Below are 25,707 nucleotides of genomic sequence, written 5' to 3' on the forward strand. Positions count from 1 at the left end.
CGGCGGCACGAAAAAGGCGGGCACCGGACCCTAGGTCCGCTGCCCGCCCTTCGTTGTCCCGACTAGTTCTTCGGGGTGGAGTTCGGCCACCAGTTGACAGCCTGAACGGAGCCCTGGCCGGCGTTGTCGCCGGATGCGGAGATCGCCGAGGTGGTGGTAAGCCCTGCGGCTGCCAGCGCACCGGCGACGAGAAGGGTTGCGAGGGTTTTCTTCATGAAGAACTCCTGATACGTAAGAGGCTGATGTGACTCGTGTGATACGAGTTCAGTATAGGGGCATAAGACACGCCGCGTGGCAACTATTCGCCAATTATTTTCGTAACTGTGTTATTGGACGAGGTCTGCCATTGTGGCCATCGAATGTTCACCTTGCCCGTAAGAGCGTGCCGTGCGGCAGCCCAGCCGCGGCAACAGATAATGAAGTCATGACATTGCACTCCGCCTCGCCTGCGTACGCTGCAGCTGAACTCAGGGCGTACGAGCATCGGATCAATCATGACTTCATCCAGGCTGCCGCCAGCGCTCACGATGCCGCGGCAATAGCCCGTGGCGACGGGGAAACCGATGCTTGGTGGCGGATGACGTTTCTCGAGGCCGAAAACCTGCTGGATGCAGAGGAGTTCGCGACCTGCGCCTGCCTCGCTTCAGACTTGGTCGATGGCGGAGACGCGACGACCGAGGACCAGGCCGAGGCACGGGCAAATATCTTGTTGGCCAAGGCCCGGCAGGGCGCCGGCCTGTTGGAACAAGCGGCAGACGCTGCCCGGGCCGCCGTCGAGCTCGTGTCGGAGAACGACGTGGAAACCACGGTTAAGGCCCGGCAAGCATTGATCGCGGCACTGGCGGATAGCGGACGATTGGAAGAAGCCTGGACTGAGTGCCTTGGCCTGGATGAGGCAGTTTCTGCTGAAGTCGACGACCAGCTCATCGGCAAGGTCTACTGGGTGATCGGCAACGTAGCCTTTCTGTGCAGCAAAGTCCGGGAGGGGCTTGAATATCACGAGCTCGCAGCGGCGACTTTTTCTCCCGCCCGGAACCTCGATGTCTGGGCAAAGTTCAACAAAGCGTCAGCGGCTATGCGGCTCGCGGCCGATGTGGCGGACGCCGACACTCTGCGCTGTATTGAGCGGGCAGAACTGGCCACCGACGTCATTGGCGGAAGTGCCAACGATTTCTTGCTGATGAAGCTGAACCGGGCACATTGGAACTTCCTGGCAGGCGAAGCCGACGTGGCCATCGGCTTGCTGGAGCAGATTATCGCCGCTCCCGACAAGCCGTCCCCGCAGATCCTCGGTGAAGCCCATCTCTTGCTCGGCCGGGCACATTCCAGCGCCGGCAATGGTGAGGCGGCAAGGGACAATCTGCTGCTGGCCGCGGACCATTTCGAGGCGTCAGGCGCGCAACAGCGTGCGGACCAGGCCCGGGAGTTCCTCGCGGACGACGCTTGAGCCGGCCGGGTGCGCGGGCCCGGCCGCCCTCCTACTGGGCATGCCCTCCGATCGCCCGGACGGCTGGGCATGCCCTCCGATCGCCCGGACGGATGGACATGCCCTCCGATCGCCCGGACTGCTGGGCATAACCGGATTATGCTCGTTGGCGGCGCTTAGGAATGAGCATGTCCAGTGGGGGGAGCTGCGGCGGAGGAACGCTTGCGGCCCAGGAACACTGCAGCGCCGCCGGCCACCAGGTTCAGCACCAGCAGCACCCAGCCCGCGACCGTGAGGCCGGAGGCCAAAGCGACCTGGCCGGCGTCGACGGTGTCCGCAGAAAGCATGGAGTCGATCGCCGCATTACCCCACAGCCGGACGGCCGCAAAGAGCAGGGGAACTGCCCAAAGCGCCCACCGCAGCCCCTTCCTGGCCACGTTGGTGCCGATCAGCAGCAGCCAGGTGAAGCCGAAGATCAGCGGAAAGAGCGTGCCGGCCGTCTTGTGGACGTAGTTGAGCTGGCCGCGGGCCGCTTCATCCGTCGCGCCGCGGAGTTGTTCCACGAAGCCTGGGTCGAAGCCGCCAATCAGGGAGTCCGGCATAGCCATGCCCCCACTGAGCTGGGTGAGCTGGTTCAGCGTGAGCAGGTGGAGGTACCAGAACAGGAACAGGCTGGCCACGACGCCGGCGATAAGGATCAGGTTGCTGTTGCTCTGCGCCTTTTGCGGTGTGCGGCTGGTGCTGGGATTGACCACCGGCGGCAGCTGGTGCTGGGGAACCGACGCGTTGGCGCCGTGCTTCTTGATTCGCTGTGCGGGTGTCTTGGCCATGGCTCCATTATCGCCCGGCCCCGCCGCGAAACCGGCCGTCCGGCGGCGTGGGGCGCCCGCCAGGTCCGTGCCGCCCCGGGCTGTCTGTTCACTGCCGGTGGGCGCCGATAGGCTGGAGCGCGTGACCGAACTAGGAAAGCACCGGCTTGGCCGGCACAGCACTGCTGAACTCGACCCCGCCTTGGACGATTACCGGCTCGCCGAGGCGCTGGTGCGTGAGGCCGGCACCCTGGCGTTGCTCATGCGCCAGGCCGGGCTGGAGGGCCGGCAAAAGACCTCGGTTTCCGACGTCGTCACCGCCGCCGACCACGCGGCCGAGGCCTACGTGCTGGAGCAGCTCCAGCGCTGCCGGCCCGACGACGGCATCCTCGGCGAAGAGGGGGCCTCCGTGGCCGGCACCAGCGGCCGGACCTGGGTCATCGACCCCGTCGACGGGACGTATAACTTCCTGAACGGCTCCACCTACTGGTGCTCCGCGATTGCCCTCAAGGATCCCTCCGGGGTGCTGCTCGGCGCAATCTACCAGCCGGAGGAGGACAAACTCTGGCTCGGCGGAACCGAGAAGCCGGCCACCCTCAACAGCGATCCACTCGTGACGTTCCGTCCGGGCGGGGTCGCCGGCGCCCGCCGCGCTGATACCCCCTTGTCCGAACTCGGAGCAGCGACCTACATCCATCCCACCTGGCTCGCCGACCCGTTATGCGCCATGCCGTGGCATGCTGCTGCGACGTCCGCCGCCGCCCTGCGCATGTTTGGCTCCGGTTCCTGCGACCTGAGCCGGGTGGCCGACGGCGAACTGGGATGCTGGTTCCAGCACAGCTGCCCGGAATGGGACTGGCTCCCGGGCCAAGCGATTGTTCTCGCTGCCGGCGGCGCTGTCGACGTCGTCCGGGTCAACGGGCTCGACTGGTTTGTCGCCGGCGGAACGACGGCGGTCCAGCAGCTCCGCGCCGCCTTGGAATCCGGCTCCGTAGCTTAGCGGCCGGCGGGCGCCCCGCGTGCGGCGGACATGCCCGTTTTTTGAGGGCCCAGACGGACATGCTCATTGTTGGTGGCGGGGCCTGGACATATGGGCACTATGTCCAGTGGCCGGGGGCAAGGACGGACATGCCCGGTGGTGGGTCCCGTCCCAGACGGACATGCCCGTTTTTTGAGGGCCCGGACGGGCATGCCCGGTGGTGGTTGCCGTCCCAGACGGACATGCTCATTGTTGGTGGCGGGGCCTGGACATATGGGCGTTATGTCCAGTGGCCGGGGGCAAAGACGGGCATGCCCGGCAGGTCGGACGTCGGCGTCAGCGGCACCGCCTAGACTTGTTAACACCATGGATATGTTGTTTGACCCTTACGCCGACGGACCTTTCGCAGCTAACTCAAAGTCGGCGGTGCACACAAAAACGCCCGCCGGAATGGGCATGGCCGGGCTGGATTCCGCGGAAAACCTCGGGCCGGGCCGCGTCCACGGAGGCCACCCGGCAGGGGAACGGGACCACCCCGCGCTTCCGGGCGCAGCGGAGCTCCTGGAAGGGCTGAACCCGCAGCAGGAAGAGGCCGTGAAGCACGCCGGCAGCGCCCTGCTGATCGTGGCCGGTGCCGGCTCGGGCAAGACGCGGGTACTCAGTAACCGCATCGCCTACCTGATCGCCACCCGCCGCGCCCACCACGGCGAAATTCTGGCCATCACCTTCACGAACAAGGCTGCCGCCGAAATGCGGGAGCGGGTGGAAGCCCTGGTGGGCGGCCGGGCCAAAACCATGTGGGTCTCCACCTTCCACTCCTCCTGCGTCCGGATCCTGCGCCGCGAAGCCAAGAACGTCGGGCTGAACTCCAACTTCTCCATCTACGATTCCGCTGACTCGCTGCGACTGATCAACCTGGTGGCGAAGAACCTGGACCTGGACCCCAAGCGCTTTCCGCCCAAGGCCATCCAGCACAAGATCTCGGCGCTCAAAAATGAATTGATCGACGCTGACAGCTATTCCTCCAGCGCCAACCACAACGAGCCCTTCGAACAGGCCGTTGCCGAGGTCTTCAAGGGCTACACGCAGCGGCTGCGCCAGGCCAACGCCATGGATTTCGATGACCTGATCGCCGAGACGGTCTACATGTTCCGCGCCTTCCCGGCGCTCGCGGAGTCCTACCGGCGCCGCTTCCGGCACGTCCTCGTCGACGAATACCAGGACACCAACCACGCCCAGTACGCCCTCGTCCGGGAGATCGTCGGCGAAGGCCCCGGCGCTGCCGAGCTGACCGTCGTCGGCGATTCGGACCAGTCCATCTACGCTTTCCGCGGCGCCGATATCCGCAATATCGTGGAATTCGAGAAGGACTACCCGGACGCCCACACGATCAAGCTCGAGCAGAACTACCGCTCCACCCAGACTATCCTGAGCGCCGCCAACTCGGTGATCTCCCGCAACCCCAACCGGCCGGAGAAACGGCTCTGGACGGCAGAGGGCGACGGCGAGAAGATCGTCGGCTATGTCGGCGAAAACGAGCACGACGAAGCCCAGTTCATCGCCAAGGAAATTGACCGGCTGCAGGACGAAGGCGATCTGCGCCCGGGCGACGTCGCGATCTTCTACCGCACCAACGCCCAGTCCCGCTCGATCGAGGACGTCCTGGTCCGTGTCGGGCTCCCCTACAAAGTGGTCGGCGGTACCCGGTTCTACGAGCGCAAGGAAATTAAAGACGCGCTCGCGTACCTCCGGGTCCTGGTCAACCCGGACGACGACGTCAACCTGCGCCGCATCCTCAACGAGCCCAAGCGCGGCATCGGCGACCGGGCCGAGGGTGCCGTGGCCTCCCTCGCGCAGCGCGACAGGATCTCGTTCATGGCAGCGGCCCGCCGCGCCGATGAGGCGCCGGGCATGGCCACCCGTTCCGTCAACGCGGTCCAGGGCTTCGTGAAACTCCTCGACGACCTCGCCGAGGTCGCCTCCGGCTCCGGTGCGGCGGCTGCCCTGGAAGCGGTGCTGGAACAAACCGGCTACCTTGCCACCCTCCGTTCCAGCTCCGACCCGCAGGACGAGTCCCGCGTGGAGAACCTGGCGGAACTCGTCGCTGTCGTGCGTGAATACGAACGCGACAACCCTGAAGGGTCGCTCGGAGCCTTCCTTGAAGGTGTGTCCCTCGTCGCCGACGCCGACCAGATTCCGGACGCACCCGCAGGGAGCCCCGACCAGCTCGCCGCCGCCGTCGCCGAAGCCAAGCGGCTCGGCGTCGTCACCCTGATGACCCTGCACACCGCCAAGGGCCTGGAATTTCCCGTGGTGTTCCTGACCGGCATGGAGCACGGGCTGTTCCCGCACCAGCGCTCCGCCACCGACCCCAAGGAACTGGCAGAGGAACGCCGGCTTGCCTACGTGGGCCTGACCCGGGCACGGAAACGCCTGTACCTGACCCGGTCCGAGGTCCGCAGCATGTGGGGTCAAAGCCAATACAACCCTGCCAGCCAGTTCATCGAGGAAATCCCCGCGGAACTGGTGGAGTGGAAGCGCGAAGGCTCCAGCCGCCAGGCCGGCGGTTGGGGGAGCGGCGCCGCGATCGGCTCCAGCCGGTACGGCGGGTCCTTCTGGGGCGCCGGCACCGCCCGCGGGTCCGAAGGCACTCCCACCGCCGGGTTCAACGCGGACGTCCCCGCGGCCATCGCCAAGAACCGGGTGCAGCCGCAAAAGGAGATCGTGGCGGTCAGTGTGGGCGACAAGGTCAACCACACGAGCTTCGGCAACGGCACCGTACTCGCCGTCGAAGGCGCCGGGGACAAGACCGTCGCGAAGGTGAAGTTCGGCGTCGGCGAGAAGCGTCTCCTGCTCCGGTACGCCCCGCTGACCAAAATCGACGCCTAGCTGTATTAGCAACGGCGCTGTCTGCGGAAACCTCTCCGCGGGGCGCCTCTTTCAGCGGTGCGCGCGAGGGCAACGAACGGATTCCCGCAGCCGGAAAACCCGGCCCGCGGGGACGCTCGGACGCCCCAAAAACCCCGTAATCTAGGCGTTTTTCTACGCTCCATAGAATAGTGTCCTTACTCACATTCCGGGTACTCTGGGAAGGGCTTCTCCCAAGGAAGGGCTAGAGTTCCGAAAGGAGCATTGCGTCGTGTGGCTCGTTTCCAAGCAAGTCGCAGGGTGCGTTTATTCCGCAGCCCGGTAACCGCGAGAACGTGGGGTCCGGCTGTACAGAAACTACTTCGACGTAGAAGGACACTCAACCGTGGACCTGTTTGAATACCAGGCGCGCGATATGTTTGAGGCGCACGGTGTACCCGTGCTTGCCGGCATCGTGGCGCACACCCCTGAAGAAGCAAAGGCAGCTGCCGAGAAAATCGGCGGCGTAACTGTCGTCAAGGCGCAGGTCAAGGCCGGAGGCCGCGGCAAAGCCGGCGGCGTCAAGGTTGCCAAGACCGCTGACGAAGCGTTTGAACACTCCACCAACATCCTCGGGATGGACATCAAGGGCCACACGGTCCACCGCGTCATGATCGCCCAGGGTGCGGACATCGCCGAGGAATACTACTTCTCCGTCCTCCTGGACCGGGCCAACCGCAACTACCTGGCCATGTGCTCGGTCGAGGGCGGCATGGAAATCGAGCAGCTCGCCGTTGAGCGCCCCGAAGCCCTGGCCAAGATCTCCATCGACCCGGCTGTCGGCATCGACCAGGCCAAGGCTGACGAGATCGTCGCCGCCGCCGGCTTCGCCGAAGAACTGCGCGCCAAAGTTGCCGGCGTCATCCTCAAGCTCTGGGACGTCTTCAAGAAGGAAGACGCCACCCTGGTAGAGGTCAACCCGCTGGTCCTCACCGGCGCCGGTGACATCGTCGCCCTGGACGGCAAGGTCTCCCTCGACGAGAACGCCGATTTCCGTCACGCCAAGCACGCAGCCCTTGAAGACAAGGACGCAGCTGACCCGCTCGAGGCCAAGGCCAAGGCGCAGGACCTCAACTACGTCAAGCTCGACGGCTCCGTGGGCATCATCGGCAACGGCGCCGGACTGGTCATGTCCACGCTCGACGTCGTCGCTTACGCCGGTGAGAACCACGGCAACGTCAAGCCCGCCAACTTCCTGGACATCGGCGGTGGAGCTTCCGCCGAAGTCATGGCAGCAGGCCTGGACGTCATCCTGGGCGACCCGCAGGTCAAATCCGTCTTCGTCAACGTCTTCGGCGGCATCACCGCCTGTGACGCCGTCGCCAAGGGCATCGTCGGTGCACTGGCCGAGCTGGGCCACTCCGCGAACAAGCCGCTGGTAGTCCGCCTCGACGGCAACAACGTTGAGGAAGGCCGCCGCATCCTGGCCGAGGCCAACCACCCGCTGGTTACCCTGGCCGCCACCATGGACGAGGGCGCCGACAAGGCCGCCGAGCTCGCCAACGCAGCGAAGTAAAGGGACCCGACTATGTCTATCTATCTGAACAAAGACTCGAAGGTCATCGTCCAGGGCATCACCGGCGGCGAAGGCACCAAGCACACCGCCCTGATGCTCAAGGCCGGCACCAACGTCGTTGGCGGCGTCAACGCCCGCAAGGCCGGCACCACGGTGCTGCACGGCGAGAACGAGATCACCGTCTTCGGCACCGTCAAGGAAGCCATGGCCGAGACCGGCGCCGATGTCTCCATCGTCTTCGTGCCGCCGGCCTTCACCAAGAACGCTGTCGTTGAGGCTATCGAGGCAGGCATCGGCCTGGTCGTTGTCATCACCGAAGGCGTGCCGGTTCAGGACTCTGCCGAGTTCTGGGCGCTGGCCCAGTCCACCGTTGACGCCGACGGCAAGCAGGTCACGCGCATCATCGGACCGAACTGCCCCGGCATCATCACCCCGGGGGAGGCCCTCGTCGGCATCACCCCGGCGAACATCACGGGTAAGGGCCCCATCGGCCTGGTCTCCAAGTCAGGCACCCTGACCTACCAGATGATGTACGAACTGCGCGACCTCGGCTTCTCCACCGCCATCGGCATCGGCGGCGACCCGGTCATCGGTACCACGCACATCGACGCCCTCGAAGCGTTCGAAGCCGACCCGGAGACCAAAGCGATCGTCATGATCGGCGAAATCGGCGGCGACGCCGAAGAACGCGCTGCCGATTACATCAAGGCACACGTCACGAAGCCGGTTGTCGGCTACGTGGCCGGCTTCACCGCCCCGGAAGGCAAGACCATGGGCCACGCCGGCGCCATCGTGTCGGGCTCCGCGGGCACCGCCCAGGCCAAGAAGGAAGCCCTCGAGGCTGCCGGCGTCAAGGTCGGCAAGACGCCGTCCGAGACCGCCAAGCTCCTGCGCGAGGTCTTCGCCACCCTCTAGGGCCGAAGCGCGACTAGGCGCCACCGCACAACGCGGGGTCATCTACGGTCTGTCCCACTCGCTGGGGCCGGACCGGAGATGACCCCGCGTTGTTTGTTTAAACACGACGGCGGCAGGCCACCTTCCCCGGGTAGGTGGCCTGCCGCCGTCGTGCCCTCGCTGCGGGCGTGGTGCGCTCAGACTTCCGCGCCGGCCAGGACCTCCTCCAGCCGTTCGTAGGCTTCGGTCAATCCGCCTTCCATTCCCGACTGTGCCATGCCGTCCCGGGCCTCCATGCTGGGATAGACGGCATGCGCCGACAGCCGGGCGCGGCCGGCGCCGAGATCTTCGAAGGTGAGGAACTCGATGCTGACCACGTCGGGATAGCCGCCGTATTCGAAGGTCTGGATGGCGAAGCTGTTGTCCCGAACAGTGTGGAAGACGCCGCTGAACAAGTGGGCGACGCCGTCGGGCCCAGTGTGCGTGTAGCGGTAGCTACCGCCGGTGCGAAAGTCGTAATGGTCGACGTCCATTTTGAGCCGCCGGGGGCCCAGCCACTGGGCGACGAGGTCCGGTTCTTTGTGGGCCCGGAAGACCTCGGCAACGGGAAAATCGAATTCCCGGTCGAAATCGATGAAGGGCAGTCCCTCCGGGGCGGTAACTTTCAGGGCGTTGGTCATGATGTGTCCTTTGCCTGCGTGCCGCGTGCCGCGGCAACTGACTGGAGCACGGCGTCAAGGCTGCGGAACTGCCCTTCGCGGACCAGCCGGTACTGGTCGATCCATGCGGTGAGCGCCTCCAGCCGTGCGGGATTCAGATGGACGGGCCGGCGCTGGGCGTCACGGGTGCGCGTGACCAGTTGCGCCTGCTCGAGGACCTGGATGTGTTTCGAGACCGCCTGCTTGGTGATCTCGAAAGGTTCCGCCAATTCATTCACAGTGGCCGGACCCCGGCTGAGCCGGGCAATGATACGGCGGCGGACGGGGTCGGCGAGGGCCAGAAAGGCCGAATCGAGCATGCCGTCGTCACGTTCGTCCACTGTATCCCCACCTCCCGTGCCGGATCCGGCGGGGTTTTTCTGCTGCTCCACCGGCAGTGACTGGTGATCAACCAGTTCATTGATCAACCTCTAGGTTGTTAACGCTACGCCTGGCTTCCGGTCTGCGCAATAGCCCAGCGCGGGGTCACCTCGCGTCCATCCCACACCCCGGGGTGGGCGGGAGATGACCCCGCACTGCGGTGTTCTCTTGATCCGTCGGTCTGTAATTGTTAGTATGTCAGGACAAACTAAGAAAATAGGAATGAATGCCTTTCGTGCGAATCGACGTCAACCAGGGCCGGACCCCGGTGGAGCTCCGGGCGCTCAGCCGGGGAATCCACCACGCCATCGTGGCCGACTATGGCATTCCGGAGCGGGACTACTTCCATGTCCTGACCGAACATCCCGCGGGTCAGATCCTGGCCCAGGACGCCGGCCTCGGCTTCGAGCGGACGCCGGATGTGGTGATGATCCAGATCTTTACCCAGGCCGGGCGCAGCCAGGAGGCCAAGCAGTCCATGTTTGCCTCCATCACGGAGAAGCTGGCCGTCATCGGAGTCGCGGGCGAGGATGTCTTCATTGGCTACGTCGAGAACACCGCGGGGGACTGGTCCTTCGGGTTCGTCGGGCGCAGTACGCCACCGGTGAGCTCGGCGTCCCCGGCAAGTAGCCCGCAGGGGTTGCGCCCACTGCCTGCCACACGGCCCGCGCCGGGGCGGCATTCAGGCCCTCCGTGTCATGTTGTAAACATGTCAGTACAAACCTTTGACAGTACATAGATTCTGGGGCAGAGTAGTGGATGTGGCCCGGCTCACGCCGGCCTCCTAAGCACCGAAGCTCAGGTTGCGCAAAGGTACCGAGTTCACACCAGAAAGGTCCGCGATCACCGTGACCCACGAACTGCTCACGATCGGGCGCATCAGCGTTGATATCTACCCGAACGACATCGGGGTGGATCTGGAGGATGTCACGTCCTTCGGAAAGTACCTTGGCGGATCACCGTCCAACGTGGCAGTCGCCGCGGCCCGCCACGGCCGCCGCAGCGCTGTTATCACCCGCACCGGCGACGACGCCTTTGGCAACTACCTGCACCGCGAACTGCGCAAGTTCAACGTGGACGATTCCTTCGTCACCGCGGTGAAGGAATGGCCCACGGCGGTCACATTCTGCGCGATCAAGCCGCCGGAGGACTTCCCGCTCTACTTCTACGGACGCTTCCCCACGGCCCCGGACCTGCAGATCAAGGCCGAGGAGCTGGACCTGGACGCCATCAGGGACGCGGGAATCTTCTGGTCGACAGTCACCGGACTCTGCCAGGAACCCAGCCGGACCGCCCACCTCACGGCCCACGAGGCCCGGCCCCGTAACGGGCTGCAGCCCGGCCAGTTCACCATCCTGGACCTCGACTACCGGCCGATGTTCTGGGCCTCCGAAGCCGAAGCCCGGGATCAGGTCGCCAGGATTCTCCCGCACGTCACCGTGGCCATCGGCAACGACAAGGAATGCGCCGTCGCCGTTGGCGAAGGCACCCCGGACGAACAGGCGGACCGGCTGCTCGCCGCCGGCGTCGAGATCGCGGTCGTCAAGCTCGGCCCGGAAGGCGTGATGGCCAAGACCCGCACCGAACGCGTTGTCTCCGCCCCGGTGCCGGTGGAAACCGTCAACGGCCTGGGTGCCGGCGACTCTTTCGGCGGAGCGTTCTGCCACGGGCTGCTATCCGGCTGGCCGCTCGCCCAGGTCCTCGACTTCGCCAACGCCGCCGGCGCGTTTGTCGCCTCCCGGCTGTCCTGTGCTGATGCGATGCCGACGCCGGACGAGGTCACCGGCCTGCTCGCCGAACGCGGCCGCCTCGTGTCGGGCACCTACGCCACCGAAGGAGCAACACTGTGAGTGTCAACCCCGCCGCCGCCACCGTTGCGGTGGATGATGATCCCCGCCGCTATGAACACCTGAGCGTCATCCGGCTCGAGGATCCCGACGCGGTCGCCCGTGCTGCGAAGGCCCGCCGACGCCACCCCGGGGTGAAGGCCGGCAAACAGAACTTCATCGTCGCCGCCGACCACCCGGCCCGCGGCGCGCTCGCCGTCGGCAGCGACCCTGTAGCCATGGCCGACCGCCGCCAGCTCCTGGACCGCCTGCAGATCGCCCTGGCGAACCCCGACGTCGACGGCGTGCTGGCCTCCCCGGACATCATGGACGACCTGCTCCTGCTCGGGGCGCTGGACGGCAAGCTGCTCTTCGGCTCGATGAACCGCGGCGGGCTCACCGGCCTGGTCAATGAACTCGATGACCGCTTCACGGGGCACACTGCTGCCGCGCTCGAAGCGCTGGGAGCCGACGGCGGCAAGATGCTCACGCGCATCTGCCTCGGCGACCCGGACACCGTCGCCACCTTGGAAGCCACCGCCAAGGCGATCGATTCTCTCGCCCAGCGAAAGCTCATCGCGATGGTGGAGCCGTTCCTGTCCGTCTGGGAGAACGGCAAGGTCCGCAACGACCTCTCCACCAACGCCGTCATCAAGTCCGTCGCGATCGCCGAAGGCCTTGGCTCCACCAGCGCCTTCACCTGGATGAAGCTCCCGGTGGTGGCCGAAATGGAACGAGTCATGGCGGCCACCACCATGCCCACAGTGCTCCTCGGCGGCGACCCGGACAGCAGCCAGGACGACGTCTTCGCGAGCTGGGAAGCAGCCCTCGCCCTGCCGGGCGTCCAGGGTCTCACCGTGGGCCGGACCCTGCTCTACCCGCACGACGGCGACGTGGCCGGGGCCGTGGCAACCGCCGCCTCGCTGCTGCACCACACCGCATCCACCCGCGCCGCAGAAGGATTGGAGTAACACCCCATGGTTATGAAAACTGCCTCAGGAACACGCAGAATGACTGTCGCCCAGGCGGTCGTCGAATACCTGTCCCAGCAGTACACGGTCGATTCGATCGGCGGCCAGGACTACCGCGAACGGCTGATCCCGGGGACTTTCGGCATTTTCGGCCACGGCAATGTCGCCGGGCTCGGCCAGGCCCTCAAGCAGTACCAGCAGCTCGATCCTACGATCATGCCGTACTACCAGGGCCGGAACGAACAGGCCCAGGCGCACCAGGCGGTGGGCTACGCCCGGCACACCCGCCGGCGCCAGACCTTCGCGATCAGCACCTCGATCGGCCCTGGTTCCTCGAACCTGCTCACCGGCGCCGCGCTGGCCACCACCAACCGGCTGCCGGTTCTCCTGCTGCCGAGCGACACCTTCGCCACCCGCGCCGCGGACCCCGTCCTGCAGCAACTCGAGCAGCCCCACGGCTACGACATCACCGTCAACGACGCGTTCCGGCCGCTGTCCAAGTTCTTTGACCGTGTCACCCGGCCCGAGCAGCTGTTCTCCGCCTTCACCCACGGGCTCCGGGTGCTGACGGACCCGGCCGAGACCGGCGCCGTCACCATCTCACTGCCCCAGGACGTCCAGGCCGAGGCCTTCGACGTGCCCGAGGAATTCCTCGCCGAACGCGAATGGCGCATCCGCCGCCCGGACGCTGACGATGAGGACATCCGCCGTGCCGCCGAAGCCATCCGCGCCGCCAAGCGCCCGCTCATCATCGCCGGCGGCGGCGTCCTGTACGCCTACGCCAACGAGGAACTAGCGAAGTTCGTCGGGCTGACCGGCATCCCGGTGGGCAACACCCAGGCCGGCGTCGGCGTCCTGCCCTGGGACCACAAGTTCTCCCTGGGTGCGATCGGCTCCACCGGCACGACGGCGGCGAACGCCATCGCCGCCGAGGCGGACCTCATCATCGGGATCGGCACCCGCTACGAGGACTTCACCACCGCGTCCCGGACCGCGTTCCAGAACCCGGGTGTGTCGTTCATCAACATCAACGTTGCCGCGATCGACGCCTACAAGCACGGCACCTCCCTGCCGATCGTCGCCGACGCCCGCAAGGCCCTGGTCAAGCTGAACCAGGCCCTCGGCGGCTACCGGATCGGCGCCGATCTCGAACAGCAGATCGCGGCCGAAAAGACCCGCTGGGACGCGACCGTGGATGAGGCCTTTGACACCCGGTCAACCCCGCTGCCGGCGCAGAACGAGATCATCGGTGCCACGCACCGGGCCATGGACGCCCAGGACGTGGTCATCTGCGCCGCTGGATCCCTCCCGGGCGACCTGCACAAGATGTGGCGCGTCCGGGACCCGTTCGGCTACCACGTCGAATACGCCTACTCCTGCATGGGCTACGAAATCCCCGGCGGCCTCGGCGTCAAGCGCGCGGCGCTGGCCGAAGCCGCGGGGGGCGGGGCGCAGCGCGACGTCGTCGTGATGGTGGGGGACGGTTCCTACCTCATGATGCACACCGAACTGGTCACCGCCGTCGCCGAACGGATCAAGCTGATCGTGGTCCTGATCCAGAACCACGGCTACGCCTCGATCGGTTCGCTCTCCGAATCCCTCGGCTCACAGCGTTTCGGCACCCAGTACCGGGCCCTCGACGAGGAACACCACAGCTTCGACGACGGCGACCGGCTCCCCGTGGACCTGGCCCTGAACGCCGAAAGCCTTGGCGTGAAGGTGATCCGGATCGAACCGGGGGAGAAGGCCATCGCGGAGCTCGAACAGGCCGTCCGGGATGCCAAGGCGGCCCCCGAACGCGGCGGGCCGATCGTCATCCACGTGGAATCCGACCCGCTGCTGGACGCCCCCAGTTCCGAGTCCTGGTGGGACGTTCCGGTCTCGCAGGCCTCCGAGCTCGACTCCACCAAACAGGCCTTCCAGACCTACATCGACCACAAGAGCCAGCAGCGCAAGCTGCTCGGCTGACCCCGGCCCTCCGGGCCACCCCGGCATCCAAACCCCCAAGGACATTCTTATGAGCACCCCCACCCTGACCACCACCAAGACCATCCGGCACTTCATCAACGGCGCCGAGTCCGCCGGCGACGGCAGCCGCACCCAGCCGGTCTACAACCCCGCTACCGGCGCCGTCTCCGCGCAGCTGCGGCTGGCCAACCGGGCGGACCTGGACACCACCGTGGCTGCCGCCCGCGCCGCCGCCGATTCCTGGGGCGACATCTCCCTCGCCAAGCGCACCGCCGTGCTGTTCAAGTTCCGCGAACTGGTCGCGGCGCACGTCGACGAACTCGCCGAACTGATCACCGCCGAGCACGGCAAGGTCCTCTCCGACGCCAAGGGCGAGATCGGCCGCGGCCTGGAGGTCATCGAATTCGCCTGCGGCATCCCGCAGCTGCTCAAGGGCGACTACTCGGACCAGGTCTCCACCGGCATCGACGTCTTCTCCTTCCGCGAACCGCTCGGCGTCGTCGCCGGCATCACCCCGTTCAACTTCCCGGTCATGGTGCCGCTCTGGATGGCGCCGATGGCGATCGCCGCGGGTAACGCCTTCATCCTCAAGCCCTCCGAACGGGACCCCTCCGCCTCGATGCTGCTCGCCAAGCTGTGGAAGGACGCGGGCTTGCCCGACGGCGTCTTCCAGGTCCTGCACGGTGACAAGGAAACCGTCGAGGGCCTCCTCACCCACCCGGACGTGGACGGTATCTCCTTCGTCGGCTCCACCCCGATCGCCCAGTACGTCCACGAGACCGCCACCAGGCACGGTAAGCGCGTCCAGGCACTGGGCGGGGCGAAGAACCACGCCATCATCATGCCCGACGCCGATCTCGACAACGCCGCCGACCACCTCGCCGCAGCCGCCTTCGGCTCCGCCGGGGAACGCTGCATGGCCATCTCCGTCGCCGTCGCCGTCGGCGAGGCCGCGGACCTGCTGGTCAAGAAGGTCGAAGAGCGCGCCCTCGCCGTCAAGGTCAACAACGGCACGGTGCCCGACGCCGAAATGGGCCCGGTCATCACCCCGGCGTCCAAAGACCGCATCGTCCGGATCGTCACCGAAGCCGAAGCCGCGGGAGCCGCGATGGTGGTGGACGGCCGCGACCTCGTCGTCCCCGGCCACGAGGACGGCTTCTGGGTCGGCCCCACCGTCCTGGACCACGTCAAGACCGAAATGACCGCCTACAGCGAGGAAATCTTCGGCCCCGTCCTCGTCGTCGTCCGCGTCGAGGACCTGGACGCCGGCATTGCGCTGATCAACGCCAACCCCTACGGCAACGGCACCGCCATCTTCACCTCCTCCGGCGCCCACGCCCGCAAGTTCCAGCGTTCCGTCACCGTGGGCATGATCGGCATCAACGTGCCGCTGCCCGTGCCGGTGGCGTACCACTCCTTCGGCGGCTGGAAGGCCTCGCTCTTCGGTGACAAGCACATGTACGGTCCGGAGGGCGTGTCCTTCTACACCCGCGGCAAGGTGGTCACCTCACGCTGGCCCGAACCCACCCACGCCTCCGGCGCCTCTTACAACTTCCCGTCCAACTGATCCCCACCGCCGCCCTAGCCTCGCAAGCCCGGCCCAACCCAACAACCACCATCGGCTGCTCCGTATCCGCCGCTTTGAGCGTCCAGAACGGCACTTGCGGAGCAATCGATGAGAAGGAATGGCAATGACTGAGAACAAGCTGATCATCGGCACCGCGCCGGACTCCTGGGGCGTCTGGTTTCCGGATGACCCCAATCAGACTCCATGGGAACGGTTCCTCGACGAAGTCGCCGAATCCGGCTACAAGTGGATCGAACTCGGCCCCCACGGCTACCTCCCCGCCGGCCCTGCCCGGCTCGCCGAGGAGCTGAAGGCCCGCGACCTGCAGATTTCGGCCGGGACTGTGTTCACCGCGTTCCACCGCGGCCTGGACCAGTGGGAAACTGCGTGGGAACCGGCCCGCAAGGTCGCCGAACTCACCGCCGCGATGGGCGGGGAACACATTGTGGTCATCCCGGCGATGTGGCGCGACGACGTCACCGGCGAGGCTGTGGAAAGCGGCGAGCTTACCGAAAATGCCTGGGCCGACCTGTTCGCAGGGCACAACCGCCTCGGCAAGACCCTGCTGGAGGACTTCGGCCTGAAGCAGCAGTTCCACTCGCACGCGGACTCCCACGTCGGCGCGCAGGAGGACATCGAGACCCTCCTCGCAGCCACGGACGGCAAGTACCTCAGCCTGTGCCTGGACACCGGGCACGCCGAGTACTGCGGCGCGTCCAGCCTGGAGCTGATCAAGAACTACCCGGACCGGATCGGCTACCTGCACCTCAAGCAGATTAACCCGGACATCCTCAGGAAGGTCAACCAGGAGAACATGACCTGGGCCGCCGCCAACCTGGCCGGTGTGATGACCGAACCGCCGAACGGCCTGCCGGACCTGCGCGCCGTCATCGAGGCCGTCGAGGCGCTGAACCGGCCGATCTTTGGCATCGTGGAACAGGACATGTACCCCGTAGCGTTCGACGTCCCGATGCCGATCGCCAAACGCACCCGGAACTACCTGCTTTCCTGCGGCTCCCGCACCGCCGTCAACTAGCCGTCAACCAGAACTGAGGACAAAACCATGATCAAGACCCTTCGCGTTGCTGTCATCGGCGCCGGCCGGATGGGCGCAGACCACATCCAGCGGCTCAACACCCGCATCCACGGCGCCGAAGTTGCCGCCGTCGTCGACGTCGACCTCGCCCGTGCCCAGGCGGCCATCGAAGGCATCCCGGGCGCCGTCGCCCTCGCGGACGCCGACGAGGCACTCAACAACGGCGACGTCAACGCCGTGCTGATTGCCACCCCCGGTTTCCTGCACGAGGACATCCTGCTCAAGGCCATCGCCAAGGACATTCCGATCCTCTGCGAGAAGCCGCTCACCCCGGACGCCGCGTCCGCGTGGAAGATCGTCCAGGCCGAGGAACAGCTGGGCCACCAGCGCATCCAGGTCGGCTTCATGCGCCGCTTCGACGCCGAATACGCCGCCCTCGGAAAGATCATCCGCGACTCGGAACTCGGCGAGCTGCTGATGCTGCACCACCAGCACCGCAACCCGACCACCCCCGCCGGTTTCACCAACGAGATGCTGATCAACGACTCCGTGGTCCACGAATTCGACGCCATCCGCTACTTCACCGATGAGGAAATCACGTCCGTCCAGGTCCGCCTCGGCAAGGCCACCCGGAACGCCCTGGCCGGCCAGCACGACCCGCAGCACGTGCTGATCGAAACCGAATCCGGCGTCCTGGCCGACGTCGAGATCTACGTCAACGCCAAGTTCGGCTACGAGGTAGCCACCCAAGCCTCCTTCGAGGACGGCATCGTCAGCATCGGCGCCGACAATGGCCCGTACACGCGCAGCAACGGCCGCTGGGGCGGCAGCATCACCCCCGGCTTCGAGGAGCGCTTCGGGGCCGCCTACGACGTCGAAATCCAGTCCTGGGTGGACGCCGCCCTGCGCGGTGAAATCGGCGGGCCGACGGCCTGGGACGGCTACGCCACCGCCGCCTGCTGCGAGGCTGGCGTCGAGGCGCAGAAGAACGGCGAAAAGGTCGCCGTGAAGCTGCACGCCAAGCCTGACCTTTACCGCTAGGACGAACGTGTTGGGGCCCGCGGCCTCGTTCGGCGTTCCTTCCGGTCCCACGCACCACCTGACTGATCCCCAATGGAGTTTTCCCCGTGAAAATCGCACTTGATCCAACGCCCTTCCACCACTCGCACAGCCTGCTCGAGTTTCCCCGGGTGGTGGCGGACCTCGGCTACAAGTACATGCAAATGACCCCGCACGCCGACCTCATCCCGTTCTACAACCACCCGAAGGCCGACGACGAACTGGTCGGCCAGCTGGCCAAGGCCTGCAAGGACGCCGGGATCGAAATCGCCTCGGTGCTGCCGGTGCTGCGCTGGTCCGGCCCGGACGAGGATGCCCGCGAAGCTGCCGTCCGTTACTGGAAGCGTGCCATCCAGATCGCCGTGGACCTCGGCGTCAGCACCATGAACACCGAATTCAGCGGACGTCCGGAGCAGGCCGAGGAATCCGAGCGCGCGTTCTACCGCTCCATGGAGGAACTGCTGCCGATCATCGAGCGCGAAGGCATCGACCTGTTGATCGACCCGCATCCGGACGACTTCGTCGAGGAGGGCCTGGCCGCGATCCGGGTGATCCGGGGCCTGAACTCCAAGCACGTGGGCCTGGTCTACGTCGCTTCGCACAGTTTCCACATGCAGAACGCTCCGCTGGACATCATGCGTGCCGCGGGGGACAAGCTCCGCCTGGTCCACGTCGCCGACACCATGGACCACCATGCCTCGCACGGGCTGCGCTACATCACCAACCCGCCCGGCAACCCGGTCCGGGTGCACCAGCACCTGAAGATCGGCGACGGCGACGTCAACTGGGACGAGTTCTTCGGCGGTCTGAAGGAAATCGGCTTCCTCGACCGGGAGGACACCGTGATGGTCTCCAGCGTTTTCGCCGAGGACGACAACGCCGCCGAGGTCTCCCGCTACCAGCTGGAGACCATGAAACAGCAGATCCAGAAGGTGAGCGTATGACGTCGGCGGCAACCGCCCAACAGCGGAAGGCGCCCGGAAACCACAAACGGGCACTGCGCACCGCGACGATCATCTCCACCTTCGGCGGGCTGCTCTTCGGCTACGACACCGGCGTCATCAACGGCGCCCTGCCGTACATGCAGGAGGACCTGGGCCTCACGCCGCTCACCGAAGGACTCGTGACCTCCTCGCTGCTCTTCGGCGCAGCCTTCGGCGCCCTGTTCGGCGGGCGGCTCGCGGACCGTAACGGACGACGCAAAATGATCATGGTGCTCGCCGTTGTTTTCCTGATCGGCACCCTGGCCTGCACCTTCGCCCCGAACACCGAAGTGATGATCCTGGCCCGCTTCGTTCTCGGCCTTGCCGTCGGCGGCGCGTCCGTCACCGTCCCGGTGTACCTCGCCGAAGTCTCGCCGAGCGCCCGGCGCGGCCGGATTGTGACCCAGAACGAGCTGATGATCGTCACCGGCCAGCTGCTGGCCTTTATCTTCAACGCCTACCTCGGCAACACCTTCGGTGAATCCGGTGGAATCTGGCGCTGGATGCTGGTGATCGCCACTCTTCCGGCGATCGCGCTCTGGATCGGCATGAACTTCATGCCCGAAAGCCCCCGCTGGCTGGCATCGATGGGCAGCTTCGGCGAAACCCTCAGCGTGCTGCAACGGATCCGTTCCCAGTCCGAAGCCCGGGCCGAGTTCGAGGAAGTCAAGGCCATGGCCGTGGAGGACTACAAGTCCAAGATGGGTTCCTGGAAGGACCTCGGCGTCCCTTGGCTGCGCCGCATCTTTGTGGTGGGCGTCGGCCTCGCCGTCATCCAACAGATCACCGGCGTGAACTCGATCATGTACTACGGCACCCAGATCCTCGCTGAGTCCGGCTTCGGCAGGGAGGCTGCGTTGACGGCGAACATCGCCAACGGCGTCATCTCCGTCGTCGCCACCTTCGTGGGGATCTGGCTGCTGGGCAAGGTGGGCCGGCGCAGGATGCTCATCACCGGCCAGCTCGGAACGACGGTGGCGCTGCTGTTGATCGGCTTCTTCTCGCTCATCCTGCCCGAAGGTACCGCCCGCGGCTTCGTGATCCTCGCCCTGACAGTGACGTTCCTGGCGTTCCAGCAGGGCGCGATCTCCCCGGTCACCTGGCTGATGCTCTCCGAGATCTTTCCGCTGAAGATCCGCGGCCTGGGCATGGGCGCCTCAGCCTTCGTGCTGTGGACAGTGAACTTCCTGGTGGGGTTCGGCTTCCCGCAGCTCCTTGCCACGATCGGGCTCTCCAACACCTTCTTCGTCTTTGCCGTGCTGGGCGTCGGTGCCATCGCGTTCGCCGCGAAATACATTCCGGAAACCAAGGACAAGAGCCTGGAACACGTGGAGCACTACTTCAAGAACGTGGCCGACAGATAGACCACCCAGGTAACGGCCACTCAACTAGCTGGCAGTCAGATGGGCCGCCACGAAGCGGGGCCTTGCGCTGAGCAGGGCGTCTGGCGTCGTTGTTACGCGGCTGCGTGCAGCGTCGGGAGCGCAGCAACCAGGGGCGCCAGCTCCGGCACCTCCTGCGCCTCGGCCAGTGCCCGCTCCAGCGTGGCATCATGGCTGGGCCGGGCCTCCTCCAGCAGCTTGATGCCGCCGGGCGTGAGCTCGGTGTAGATTCCGCGGCGGTCATCGGCGCACAGGATCCGGGTCAGCAGGCCCCGGTCCTCGAGCCGGGTGACCAGGCGGGTGGTGGCGCTGGCGCTCAGCGCGGTGGCGCGGGCCAACTGCTGCATCCGCATGTGCCAGCCGTCCTGGCGGCTCAGCGCATCCAGCACGGTGTACTCCACGACGGACAGCTGCGCCACAGCCTGCAACGAGCGTTCCAACTCCGCTTCGATCAGTCCGTGCAGGGCCGCCAGGGTCCGCCAGCCTTGCGCCCGGACCTCGACGGCGTCGTCCTTGATGCCCATCAGTTCTTCCCTTCAGATCGGCCTGCCGCGTCCCGAAAATTGCCGGAACATCAACAGCCCACAAGTTAGTTGCTTGCGCGGTATAGTTGCTTGTGCAACAATAAATAACGCGTCTGCAACTAACAGCCTACGCTTCGACTTTCTTTCCGTACAGTTTTGAAGGAGCTCCGCCATGCCCATAGGCCTGATAGCACTCGCCCTCGGCGGGTTCGGGATCGGACTCACCGAGTTCGTCATCATGGGCCTGCTGCCCGAAGTGGCCGCGGACTTCCAGGTCAGCGAGGCCACCGCGGGCTGGCTCATCTCCGGTTACGCGCTCGCCGTGGTCGTCGGGGCCCTGCTCCTGACCGCCGCAGTAACGCGCTTCGAGCGCAAGCCCGTCCTGGCCGTGCTGATGGTGCTGTTCATCGCCGGCAACCTGGTCTCCGCCGTCGCGCCCGACTATTCGCTGATGATGATCGGCCGCATCATCGCCGCGCTCGCGCACGGCGCCTTCTTCGGCATCGGCGCGGTGGTCGCCGCGAGTATGGTCGGCCCCACCAAAAAGGCCGGCGCGATCGCCATGATGTTCACCGGGCTCACGGCGGCCAACGTCCTGGGTGTTCCCTTCGGCACCATGCTGGGACAGGCCGCCGGCTGGCGGGCCACCTTCTGGGCGATCACCGGCATCGGCATCATTTCCCTCGCGGGCATTCTGGCCCTGGTCCCCAAAACAGGGTCAGGGGAGGTTGCCCCCGGCGGCCTGCGCGGGGAACTCCGGGCCTTCCGCTCCGGCCAGGTCTGGCTCTCCATCCTGGTCACCGTCCTGGGCTACGGAGGAATGTTCGGTGCCTTCACCTACATCGCCTTCACCCTCACCGAGGTCACCGGGTTCTCCGCCTCCACCGTCCCGTGGCTGCTCATCCTCTTCGGCGTAGGCCTCTTTGTCGGCAACACCCTGGGCGGTAAAGCGGCGGACCGGAATGTGGACCGCACCCTGCTGGTCGCGCTCGCCGTGCTGGTGGTGGTCCTCGTGGTCTTCGCCCTCACCGCGGGCAACCAGCCGATGACCATCGCCTCCATGGTGCTGCTCGGTGGCTTCGGCTTCGCCACGGTGCCCGGGCTGCAGATGCGCGTCATGAAGTACGCCACGACCGCCCCCACTTTGGCATCCGGTGCCAACATCGGAGCCTTCAATGTGGGCAACGCGCTCGGCGCGTGGATGGGCGGCGTGACCATCACCGCCGGCCTCGGCTATACCTCGCCCATCTGGGCCGGCGCCGGGATCACCCTGCTGGGCCTGGGGGTGATGGTCTTCGCGGCGGCCGCTGCGAAGCGGCGCGACGCCGGACCTGCCGGCGGCACGCCCGGAACCGGCGGCGCCGGTGCCACCAGCGAACGGAGCAGTGCGGAACTCCAGCTGGCCTAGCTGCCCTGGTTGCACGGTGGATCCAACGACGGCGGCTGCCGTCGTCGTCGTTGGTTCCTGGGCCGCGGACGCCCTGGCGGCGCCCGCGGGCCGGCGCTTCTTTACGCCTCCCATCGCGATAATTACGTGATTACATCCTAATGTCAGGACAAAGTATTGACATGGGTGAGCTAAGTCACCATGATCGGAGTAGGCAATTTTCCGGCGGCTGCAAAGTAGCAGCCCGGAGCTGAAATCAAAGGAGATTCACGGTGGCTAAATTTTCCTGGCGCAAGGCGACCCTGGTGGCGGCTGTTGTGCCCATGCTGGCAATGAGTGCGTGTTCAAGCGCCGGCGGCAAGCCCGCAGATTCCGGCAACGCGGCCGGCGGCGGCCAGGTCGCCGCGACGGAGCGGATGAAGATCGCCCTGATCACCCACGCCGCAGCGGGTGACACCTTCTGGGACATCGTTCGCAAGGGTGCCGAGGAGGCGGCGGCGAAGGACAACGTCGAACTCCTCTACACCTCCGATCCCGAAGCCGGGCGCCAAGCCCAGCTCATCCAGCAGGCTATCGACCAGAAGGTCGATGGGATCGCGGTCACGCTCGCCAAGCCCGAAGCCCTCAACGACTCACTGAAGAAGGCCGCCGCCGCAGGCATCCCGATTGTGAGCCTCAACGCCGGCGAATCAGTCTCCACCCAGCTGGGGGCTTTCACGCACTTCGGCTCGAACGAAAAGCTCGCCGGTGAGGCCGTCGGCACGCGGCTCGCGGCGGAGAACTTCAAGCACCCGGTCTGCGTGATTCAGGAACAGGGCCACGTTGGCCTGGAAGCACGTTGCGCCGGCGTTAAGGCGAAGGTGCCTGGAACGGAGATCCTTTACGTCGAGGGCAAGGACATGACGTCCGTCCAGTCCACCGCCACGGCCAAGCTTCAGGCTACCAATGACGCAGACGTCATCATCGGCCTCGGCGCGCCCATCACCCTGACTCTCCTCAAGTCGGTCACGGACGCCGGCAGCTCTGCCAAGGTGGCAAGTTTTGATCTGAACGCGGATCTCGTCCAGAAGATCGTGGATGGCGCAGTTCTGTTCACCGTGGACCAGCAGCCGTGGCTGCAGGGCTACGGCGCCATCGATGCGCTGTGGCAGAACAAGCGCGGCGGATTCAGCATCGGCGGCGGCCAGTCGGTCCTCACCGGCCCGAGCCTCGTCGACAAGTCCAATGCGGCCGAGGTCCTGACCTTTGCCCAGCAGGGTATCCGCTAACAGCCCGCTGGCCGGGCCGGCTCAGGCCGGTCCGGCAGCAAGGAGATCTATCATGACCATGACCCAGACAAAGACAAAGTCACCGGCGCCCGATGAGCGCGTCGCCAAGCGCAGTCCGTTCCAGAAGCTTCTCGGACGTCCCGAGGTCGGGGCCCTGGTCGGAGCCATCGTCCTCTTCGTTTTCTTCGCGGCCGTTTCCCCGACGTTCACCCAGCCCAATGCGCTGGCAACGATTCTGTACGGTTCCTCCACGATCGGCATCATGGCCGTGGGGGTGTCCTTGTTGATGATCGGCGGGGAGTTTGATTTGTCCACCGGGGTGGCCGTCATCTCCTCGGCGCTGACGGCGTCGATGTTCAGCTGGTACTTCAGCACGAACGTCTGGGTCGGAGTCCTCCTGGCACTGGTGGTCTCCTTGGGCATTGGCTACATCAACGGCTGGATCCTGATGAAGACCAAGCTGCCCAGCTTCATCGTCACCCTGGCCACCTTCCTGATGCTGACCGGCCTGAACCTGGGCTTGACGCGCCTGATCGGTGGCTCGGTCTCCTCACCGTCCATCGCCAACATGGACGGATTCGCCTCGGCCCGGGCGGTGTTCGCCTCCTCGGTGACCATCGGCGGCGTCGACGTCAAAATCACGGTGTTCATCTGGATCGCGCTCGTCGCGGTCGCCACCTGGGTGCTGATGCGGACCCGGGTGGGGAACTGGATCTTCGCCGTGGGCGGGGACGAAAACGCCGCCCGCGCCGTGGGTGTGCCGGTCAAGGCCACCAAGATCGGGCTGTTCATGGGCGTGGGCTTCTGCGGCTGGATCCTGGGCATGCATAACCTTTTCGCCTTCGACACCGTGCAGTCCGGTGAAGGCGTGGGCAACGAATTCCTCTACATCATCGCCGCTGTCATCGGCGGCTGCCTCCTGACCGGCGGCTACGGCTCGGCGATCGGCGGCGCGATCGGCGCGTTCATCTTCGGCATGGCCAACAAGGGCATCGTGTACGCCCAGTGGAACCCGGACTGGTTCAAGTTCTTCCTGGGCCTGATGCTGCTGCTGGCCACCATCGTCAACCTCATCGTCAAGCGCCGCGCGGAACTCAAGTAAAGGGGCCGGAGAAAATGAATGCCAACGAAATCGACCAGCAAACGCTGCTCCAGAACGAAAAAGACCCCCTCACCCACACCCCCGTCCACCTGCTCTCCCTTGAGGGTGTCGGCAAGCACTACGGCAACATCATCGCCCTGTCCGATGTCACGATGGCCGTGGACAACGGCCGCGTCACCTGCGTCCTGGGCGACAACGGCGCCGGCAAATCCACACTGATCAAGATCATCGCCGGCCTGCACCAGCACGACGCCGGAGTCCTGAACATCATGGGCGAGAATCGGAAGTTCACCTCCCCCCGCGACGCCCTGGACGCCGGCATCGCCACTGTCTACCAGGACCTCGCCGTGGTCCCGCTGATGCCCATCTGGCGGAACTTCTTCCTCGGCTCGGAACTGACGTCCGGCTTTGGCCCGTTCAAGAGCATGGACGTCGAGAAGATGAAGGAGATCACGCTCAAGGAACTCGCCGCGATGGGCATCGACCTCCGTGACGTGGAACAGCCCATCGGCCAGCTCTCCGGTGGTGAACGCCAGTGCGTCGCGATTGCCCGGGCCGTGTACTTCGGCGCGAAAGTCCTGATCCTGGACGAGCCCACCGCCGCACTGGGCGTGAAGCAGTCCGGCGTGGTCCTCCGCTACATCCTGCAGGCCCGCGACCGCGGCCTCGGCGTCATCTTCATCACCCACAACCCGCACCACGCCTTCCCCGTCGGCGACCGGTTCCTGCTGCTTAAACGCGGCAAATCAATCGGCTACTACGACAAGAAGGACATCACCCTCGACGAACTCACCGCCCAGATGGCCGGCGGCGCCGAACTCGCCGAACTCGCCCACGAACTCGAACAGCTCGGCGGACACGGCGACGTGGTCAAGGAAGTCCAGGGCGAAGTGGCCGAGGTGGCCCAGACCACGGGCAAGACCTACTAGCAGCACAGGGGAGCTGGCCCGCCCCTCCGGGCACGGTCCTGCTCTTTCCTGCGCCGGCCAAAGGAAATGCCTCCGGCCCGGGCCGGCCCCGCCCT

General features: G+C 65.9%; 22 protein-coding genes and 1 pseudogene. 18 read left to right on the top strand and 5 right to left on the bottom strand.

Going from position 1 to position 25,707, the window contains the following annotated elements; genetic code table 11:
- Positions 1-62 precede the first annotated feature (62 nt).
- The gene (locus tag RCH15_RS11705) at positions 63-215 is read right to left on the bottom strand and encodes a hypothetical protein (RefSeq protein WP_326960834.1); all 153 of its coding nucleotides are present in this window, start codon (positions 213-215) and stop codon (positions 63-65) included.
- A gap of 209 nt (positions 216-424) precedes the next feature.
- Between RCH15_RS11705 and RCH15_RS11710 the strand changes: the two genes are divergently transcribed.
- Positions 425-1,447, top strand: coding sequence for a hypothetical protein (locus tag RCH15_RS11710; RefSeq protein WP_326960835.1), 1,023 nt, complete (start codon positions 425-427; stop codon positions 1,445-1,447).
- Positions 1,448-1,602: 155 nt separating this feature from the next.
- Here RCH15_RS11710 and RCH15_RS11715 read toward each other — a convergent pair whose 3' ends face one another.
- Positions 1,603-2,256, bottom strand: a complete 654-nt coding sequence (locus RCH15_RS11715) for a hypothetical protein (RefSeq protein ID WP_326960836.1) — start codon at positions 2,254-2,256, stop codon at positions 1,603-1,605.
- A 121-nt stretch (positions 2,257-2,377) separates the two neighbouring features.
- On the opposite strand from RCH15_RS11715, the gene RCH15_RS11720 reads away from it, so the two are divergent.
- From RCH15_RS11720 to sucD, 4 genes are all read left to right on the top strand, one after another.
- Entirely contained in the window at positions 2,378-3,235 is an 858-nt protein-coding gene (locus RCH15_RS11720; RefSeq protein ID WP_326960837.1) for an inositol monophosphatase family protein, read from the top strand.
- Between the two features lie 351 nt (positions 3,236-3,586).
- Positions 3,587-6,103 carry a DNA helicase PcrA gene (pcrA, locus tag RCH15_RS11725; protein ID WP_409017167.1) on the top strand — a complete coding sequence of 839 codons (2,517 nt, stop codon included), beginning with the start codon at positions 3,587-3,589 and terminating at the stop codon, positions 6,101-6,103.
- Positions 6,104-6,467: 364 nt separating this feature from the next.
- Positions 6,468-7,637: an ADP-forming succinate--CoA ligase subunit beta gene (gene sucC / locus RCH15_RS11730; RefSeq protein WP_326960839.1), complete on the top strand. Its 1,170-nt coding sequence runs from the start codon at positions 6,468-6,470 to the stop codon at positions 7,635-7,637.
- Between the two features lie 12 nt (positions 7,638-7,649).
- Positions 7,650-8,552 (top strand): succinate--CoA ligase subunit alpha, encoded by a 903-nt coding sequence (sucD, locus tag RCH15_RS11735; protein ID WP_326960840.1) that lies wholly within the window; start codon positions 7,650-7,652, stop codon positions 8,550-8,552.
- A gap of 176 nt (positions 8,553-8,728) precedes the next feature.
- Here sucD and RCH15_RS11740 read toward each other — a convergent pair whose 3' ends face one another.
- The gene (locus tag RCH15_RS11740; protein WP_326960841.1) at positions 8,729-9,211 is read right to left on the bottom strand and encodes an SRPBCC family protein; all 483 of its coding nucleotides are present in this window, start codon (positions 9,209-9,211) and stop codon (positions 8,729-8,731) included.
- Positions 9,208-9,549 carry an ArsR/SmtB family transcription factor gene (locus tag RCH15_RS11745; protein ID WP_326960875.1) on the bottom strand — a complete coding sequence of 114 codons (342 nt, stop codon included), beginning with the start codon at positions 9,547-9,549 and terminating at the stop codon, positions 9,208-9,210. The genes RCH15_RS11740 and RCH15_RS11745 overlap by 4 nt, the downstream gene beginning before the upstream one ends.
- Positions 9,550-9,836: 287 nt before the next feature.
- On the opposite strand from RCH15_RS11745, the pseudogene RCH15_RS11750 reads away from it, so the two are divergent.
- From RCH15_RS11750 to RCH15_RS11790, 9 genes and pseudogenes are all read left to right on the top strand, one after another.
- Positions 9,837-10,240: pseudogene (locus RCH15_RS11750) on the top strand (tautomerase family protein).
- Between the two features lie 218 nt (positions 10,241-10,458).
- On the top strand, positions 10,459-11,460 hold the full coding sequence (gene iolC / locus RCH15_RS11755; protein ID WP_326960842.1) for a 5-dehydro-2-deoxygluconokinase: 1,002 nt from the start codon (positions 10,459-10,461) through the stop codon (positions 11,458-11,460).
- Entirely contained in the window at positions 11,457-12,407 is a 951-nt protein-coding gene (locus tag RCH15_RS11760) for a Cgl0159 family (beta/alpha)8-fold protein (protein WP_326960843.1), read from the top strand. Before iolC ends, RCH15_RS11760 begins: the two co-directional genes overlap by 4 nt.
- A 39-nt stretch (positions 12,408-12,446) precedes the next feature.
- Positions 12,447-14,375 carry a 3D-(3,5/4)-trihydroxycyclohexane-1,2-dione acylhydrolase (decyclizing) gene (iolD, locus tag RCH15_RS11765; protein WP_326960844.1) on the top strand — a complete coding sequence of 643 codons (1,929 nt, stop codon included), beginning with the start codon at positions 12,447-12,449 and terminating at the stop codon, positions 14,373-14,375.
- A gap of 49 nt (positions 14,376-14,424) precedes the next feature.
- Positions 14,425-15,942, top strand: coding sequence for a CoA-acylating methylmalonate-semialdehyde dehydrogenase (locus tag RCH15_RS11770; RefSeq protein WP_326960845.1), 1,518 nt, complete (start codon positions 14,425-14,427; stop codon positions 15,940-15,942).
- Positions 15,943-16,066: 124 nt separating this feature from the next.
- Complete coding sequence (locus tag RCH15_RS11775; protein ID WP_326960846.1) at positions 16,067-16,978, top strand: sugar phosphate isomerase/epimerase family protein; 912 nt, start codon at positions 16,067-16,069, stop codon at positions 16,976-16,978.
- Positions 16,979-17,005: 27 nt separating this feature from the next.
- Entirely contained in the window at positions 17,006-18,019 is a 1,014-nt protein-coding gene (locus RCH15_RS11780) for a Gfo/Idh/MocA family protein (protein ID WP_326960847.1), read from the top strand.
- An 86-nt stretch (positions 18,020-18,105) separates the two neighbouring features.
- Positions 18,106-18,981, top strand: a complete 876-nt coding sequence (locus tag RCH15_RS11785) for a sugar phosphate isomerase/epimerase family protein (protein ID WP_326960848.1) — start codon at positions 18,106-18,108, stop codon at positions 18,979-18,981.
- Complete coding sequence (locus RCH15_RS11790) at positions 18,978-20,384, top strand: sugar porter family MFS transporter (protein WP_326960849.1); 1,407 nt, start codon at positions 18,978-18,980, stop codon at positions 20,382-20,384. The genes RCH15_RS11785 and RCH15_RS11790 overlap by 4 nt, the downstream gene beginning before the upstream one ends.
- 92 nt (positions 20,385-20,476) lie before the next feature.
- On the opposite strand, the gene RCH15_RS11795 is transcribed toward RCH15_RS11790, so the two are convergent.
- Positions 20,477-20,926, bottom strand: coding sequence for a MarR family winged helix-turn-helix transcriptional regulator (locus tag RCH15_RS11795; RefSeq protein ID WP_326960850.1), 450 nt, complete (start codon positions 20,924-20,926; stop codon positions 20,477-20,479).
- Positions 20,927-21,098: 172 nt separating this feature from the next.
- On the opposite strand from RCH15_RS11795, the gene RCH15_RS11800 reads away from it, so the two are divergent.
- From RCH15_RS11800 to RCH15_RS11815, 4 genes are all read left to right on the top strand, one after another.
- The gene (locus RCH15_RS11800) at positions 21,099-22,334 is read left to right on the top strand and encodes an MFS transporter (RefSeq protein WP_326960851.1); all 1,236 of its coding nucleotides are present in this window, start codon (positions 21,099-21,101) and stop codon (positions 22,332-22,334) included.
- Between the two features lie 251 nt (positions 22,335-22,585).
- Complete coding sequence (locus RCH15_RS11805; RefSeq protein WP_326960852.1) at positions 22,586-23,581, top strand: substrate-binding domain-containing protein; 996 nt, start codon at positions 22,586-22,588, stop codon at positions 23,579-23,581.
- 52 nt (positions 23,582-23,633) lie between these two features.
- The gene (locus tag RCH15_RS11810; protein ID WP_326960853.1) at positions 23,634-24,683 is read left to right on the top strand and encodes an ABC transporter permease; all 1,050 of its coding nucleotides are present in this window, start codon (positions 23,634-23,636) and stop codon (positions 24,681-24,683) included.
- A gap of 14 nt (positions 24,684-24,697) precedes the next feature.
- Entirely contained in the window at positions 24,698-25,612 is a 915-nt protein-coding gene (locus RCH15_RS11815) for an ATP-binding cassette domain-containing protein (RefSeq protein WP_326960854.1), read from the top strand.
- Positions 25,613-25,707 lie beyond the last annotated feature (95 nt).

The sequence above is a fragment of the Arthrobacter sp. MP_M4 genome, from assembly GCF_035984855.1.
Classification (GTDB): domain Bacteria; phylum Actinomycetota; class Actinomycetes; order Actinomycetales; family Micrococcaceae; genus Arthrobacter.

What these genes read in the sequence shown, in the direction of transcription:
- RCH15_RS11705 (WP_326960834.1), bottom strand. Translation starts at nt 215, where the DNA reads ATGAAGAAAACCCTCGCAACCCTTCTCGTCGCCGGTGCGCTGGCAGCC.
- RCH15_RS11710 (WP_326960835.1), top strand. Translation starts at nt 425, where the DNA reads ATGACATTGCACTCCGCCTCGCCTGCGTACGCTGCAGCTGAACTCAGG.
- RCH15_RS11715 (WP_326960836.1), bottom strand. Translation starts at nt 2,256, where the DNA reads ATGGCCAAGACACCCGCACAGCGAATCAAGAAGCACGGCGCCAACGCG.
- pcrA (WP_409017167.1), top strand. Translation starts at nt 3,587, where the DNA reads ATGTTGTTTGACCCTTACGCCGACGGACCTTTCGCAGCTAACTCAAAG.
- sucD (WP_326960840.1), top strand. Translation starts at nt 7,650, where the DNA reads ATGTCTATCTATCTGAACAAAGACTCGAAGGTCATCGTCCAGGGCATC.
- RCH15_RS11740 (WP_326960841.1), bottom strand. Translation starts at nt 9,211, where the DNA reads ATGACCAACGCCCTGAAAGTTACCGCCCCGGAGGGACTGCCCTTCATC.
- RCH15_RS11745 (WP_326960875.1), bottom strand. Translation starts at nt 9,549, where the DNA reads ATGCTCGATTCGGCCTTTCTGGCCCTCGCCGACCCCGTCCGCCGCCGT.
- iolD (WP_326960844.1), top strand. Translation starts at nt 12,447, where the DNA reads ATGACTGTCGCCCAGGCGGTCGTCGAATACCTGTCCCAGCAGTACACG.
- RCH15_RS11770 (WP_326960845.1), top strand. Translation starts at nt 14,425, where the DNA reads ATGAGCACCCCCACCCTGACCACCACCAAGACCATCCGGCACTTCATC.
- RCH15_RS11775 (WP_326960846.1), top strand. Translation starts at nt 16,067, where the DNA reads ATGACTGAGAACAAGCTGATCATCGGCACCGCGCCGGACTCCTGGGGC.
- RCH15_RS11780 (WP_326960847.1), top strand. Translation starts at nt 17,006, where the DNA reads ATGATCAAGACCCTTCGCGTTGCTGTCATCGGCGCCGGCCGGATGGGC.
- RCH15_RS11790 (WP_326960849.1), top strand. Translation starts at nt 18,978, where the DNA reads ATGACGTCGGCGGCAACCGCCCAACAGCGGAAGGCGCCCGGAAACCAC.
- RCH15_RS11795 (WP_326960850.1), bottom strand. Translation starts at nt 20,926, where the DNA reads ATGGGCATCAAGGACGACGCCGTCGAGGTCCGGGCGCAAGGCTGGCGG.
- RCH15_RS11800 (WP_326960851.1), top strand. Translation starts at nt 21,099, where the DNA reads ATGCCCATAGGCCTGATAGCACTCGCCCTCGGCGGGTTCGGGATCGGA.
- RCH15_RS11810 (WP_326960853.1), top strand. Translation starts at nt 23,634, where the DNA reads ATGACCATGACCCAGACAAAGACAAAGTCACCGGCGCCCGATGAGCGC.
- RCH15_RS11815 (WP_326960854.1), top strand. Translation starts at nt 24,698, where the DNA reads ATGAATGCCAACGAAATCGACCAGCAAACGCTGCTCCAGAACGAAAAA.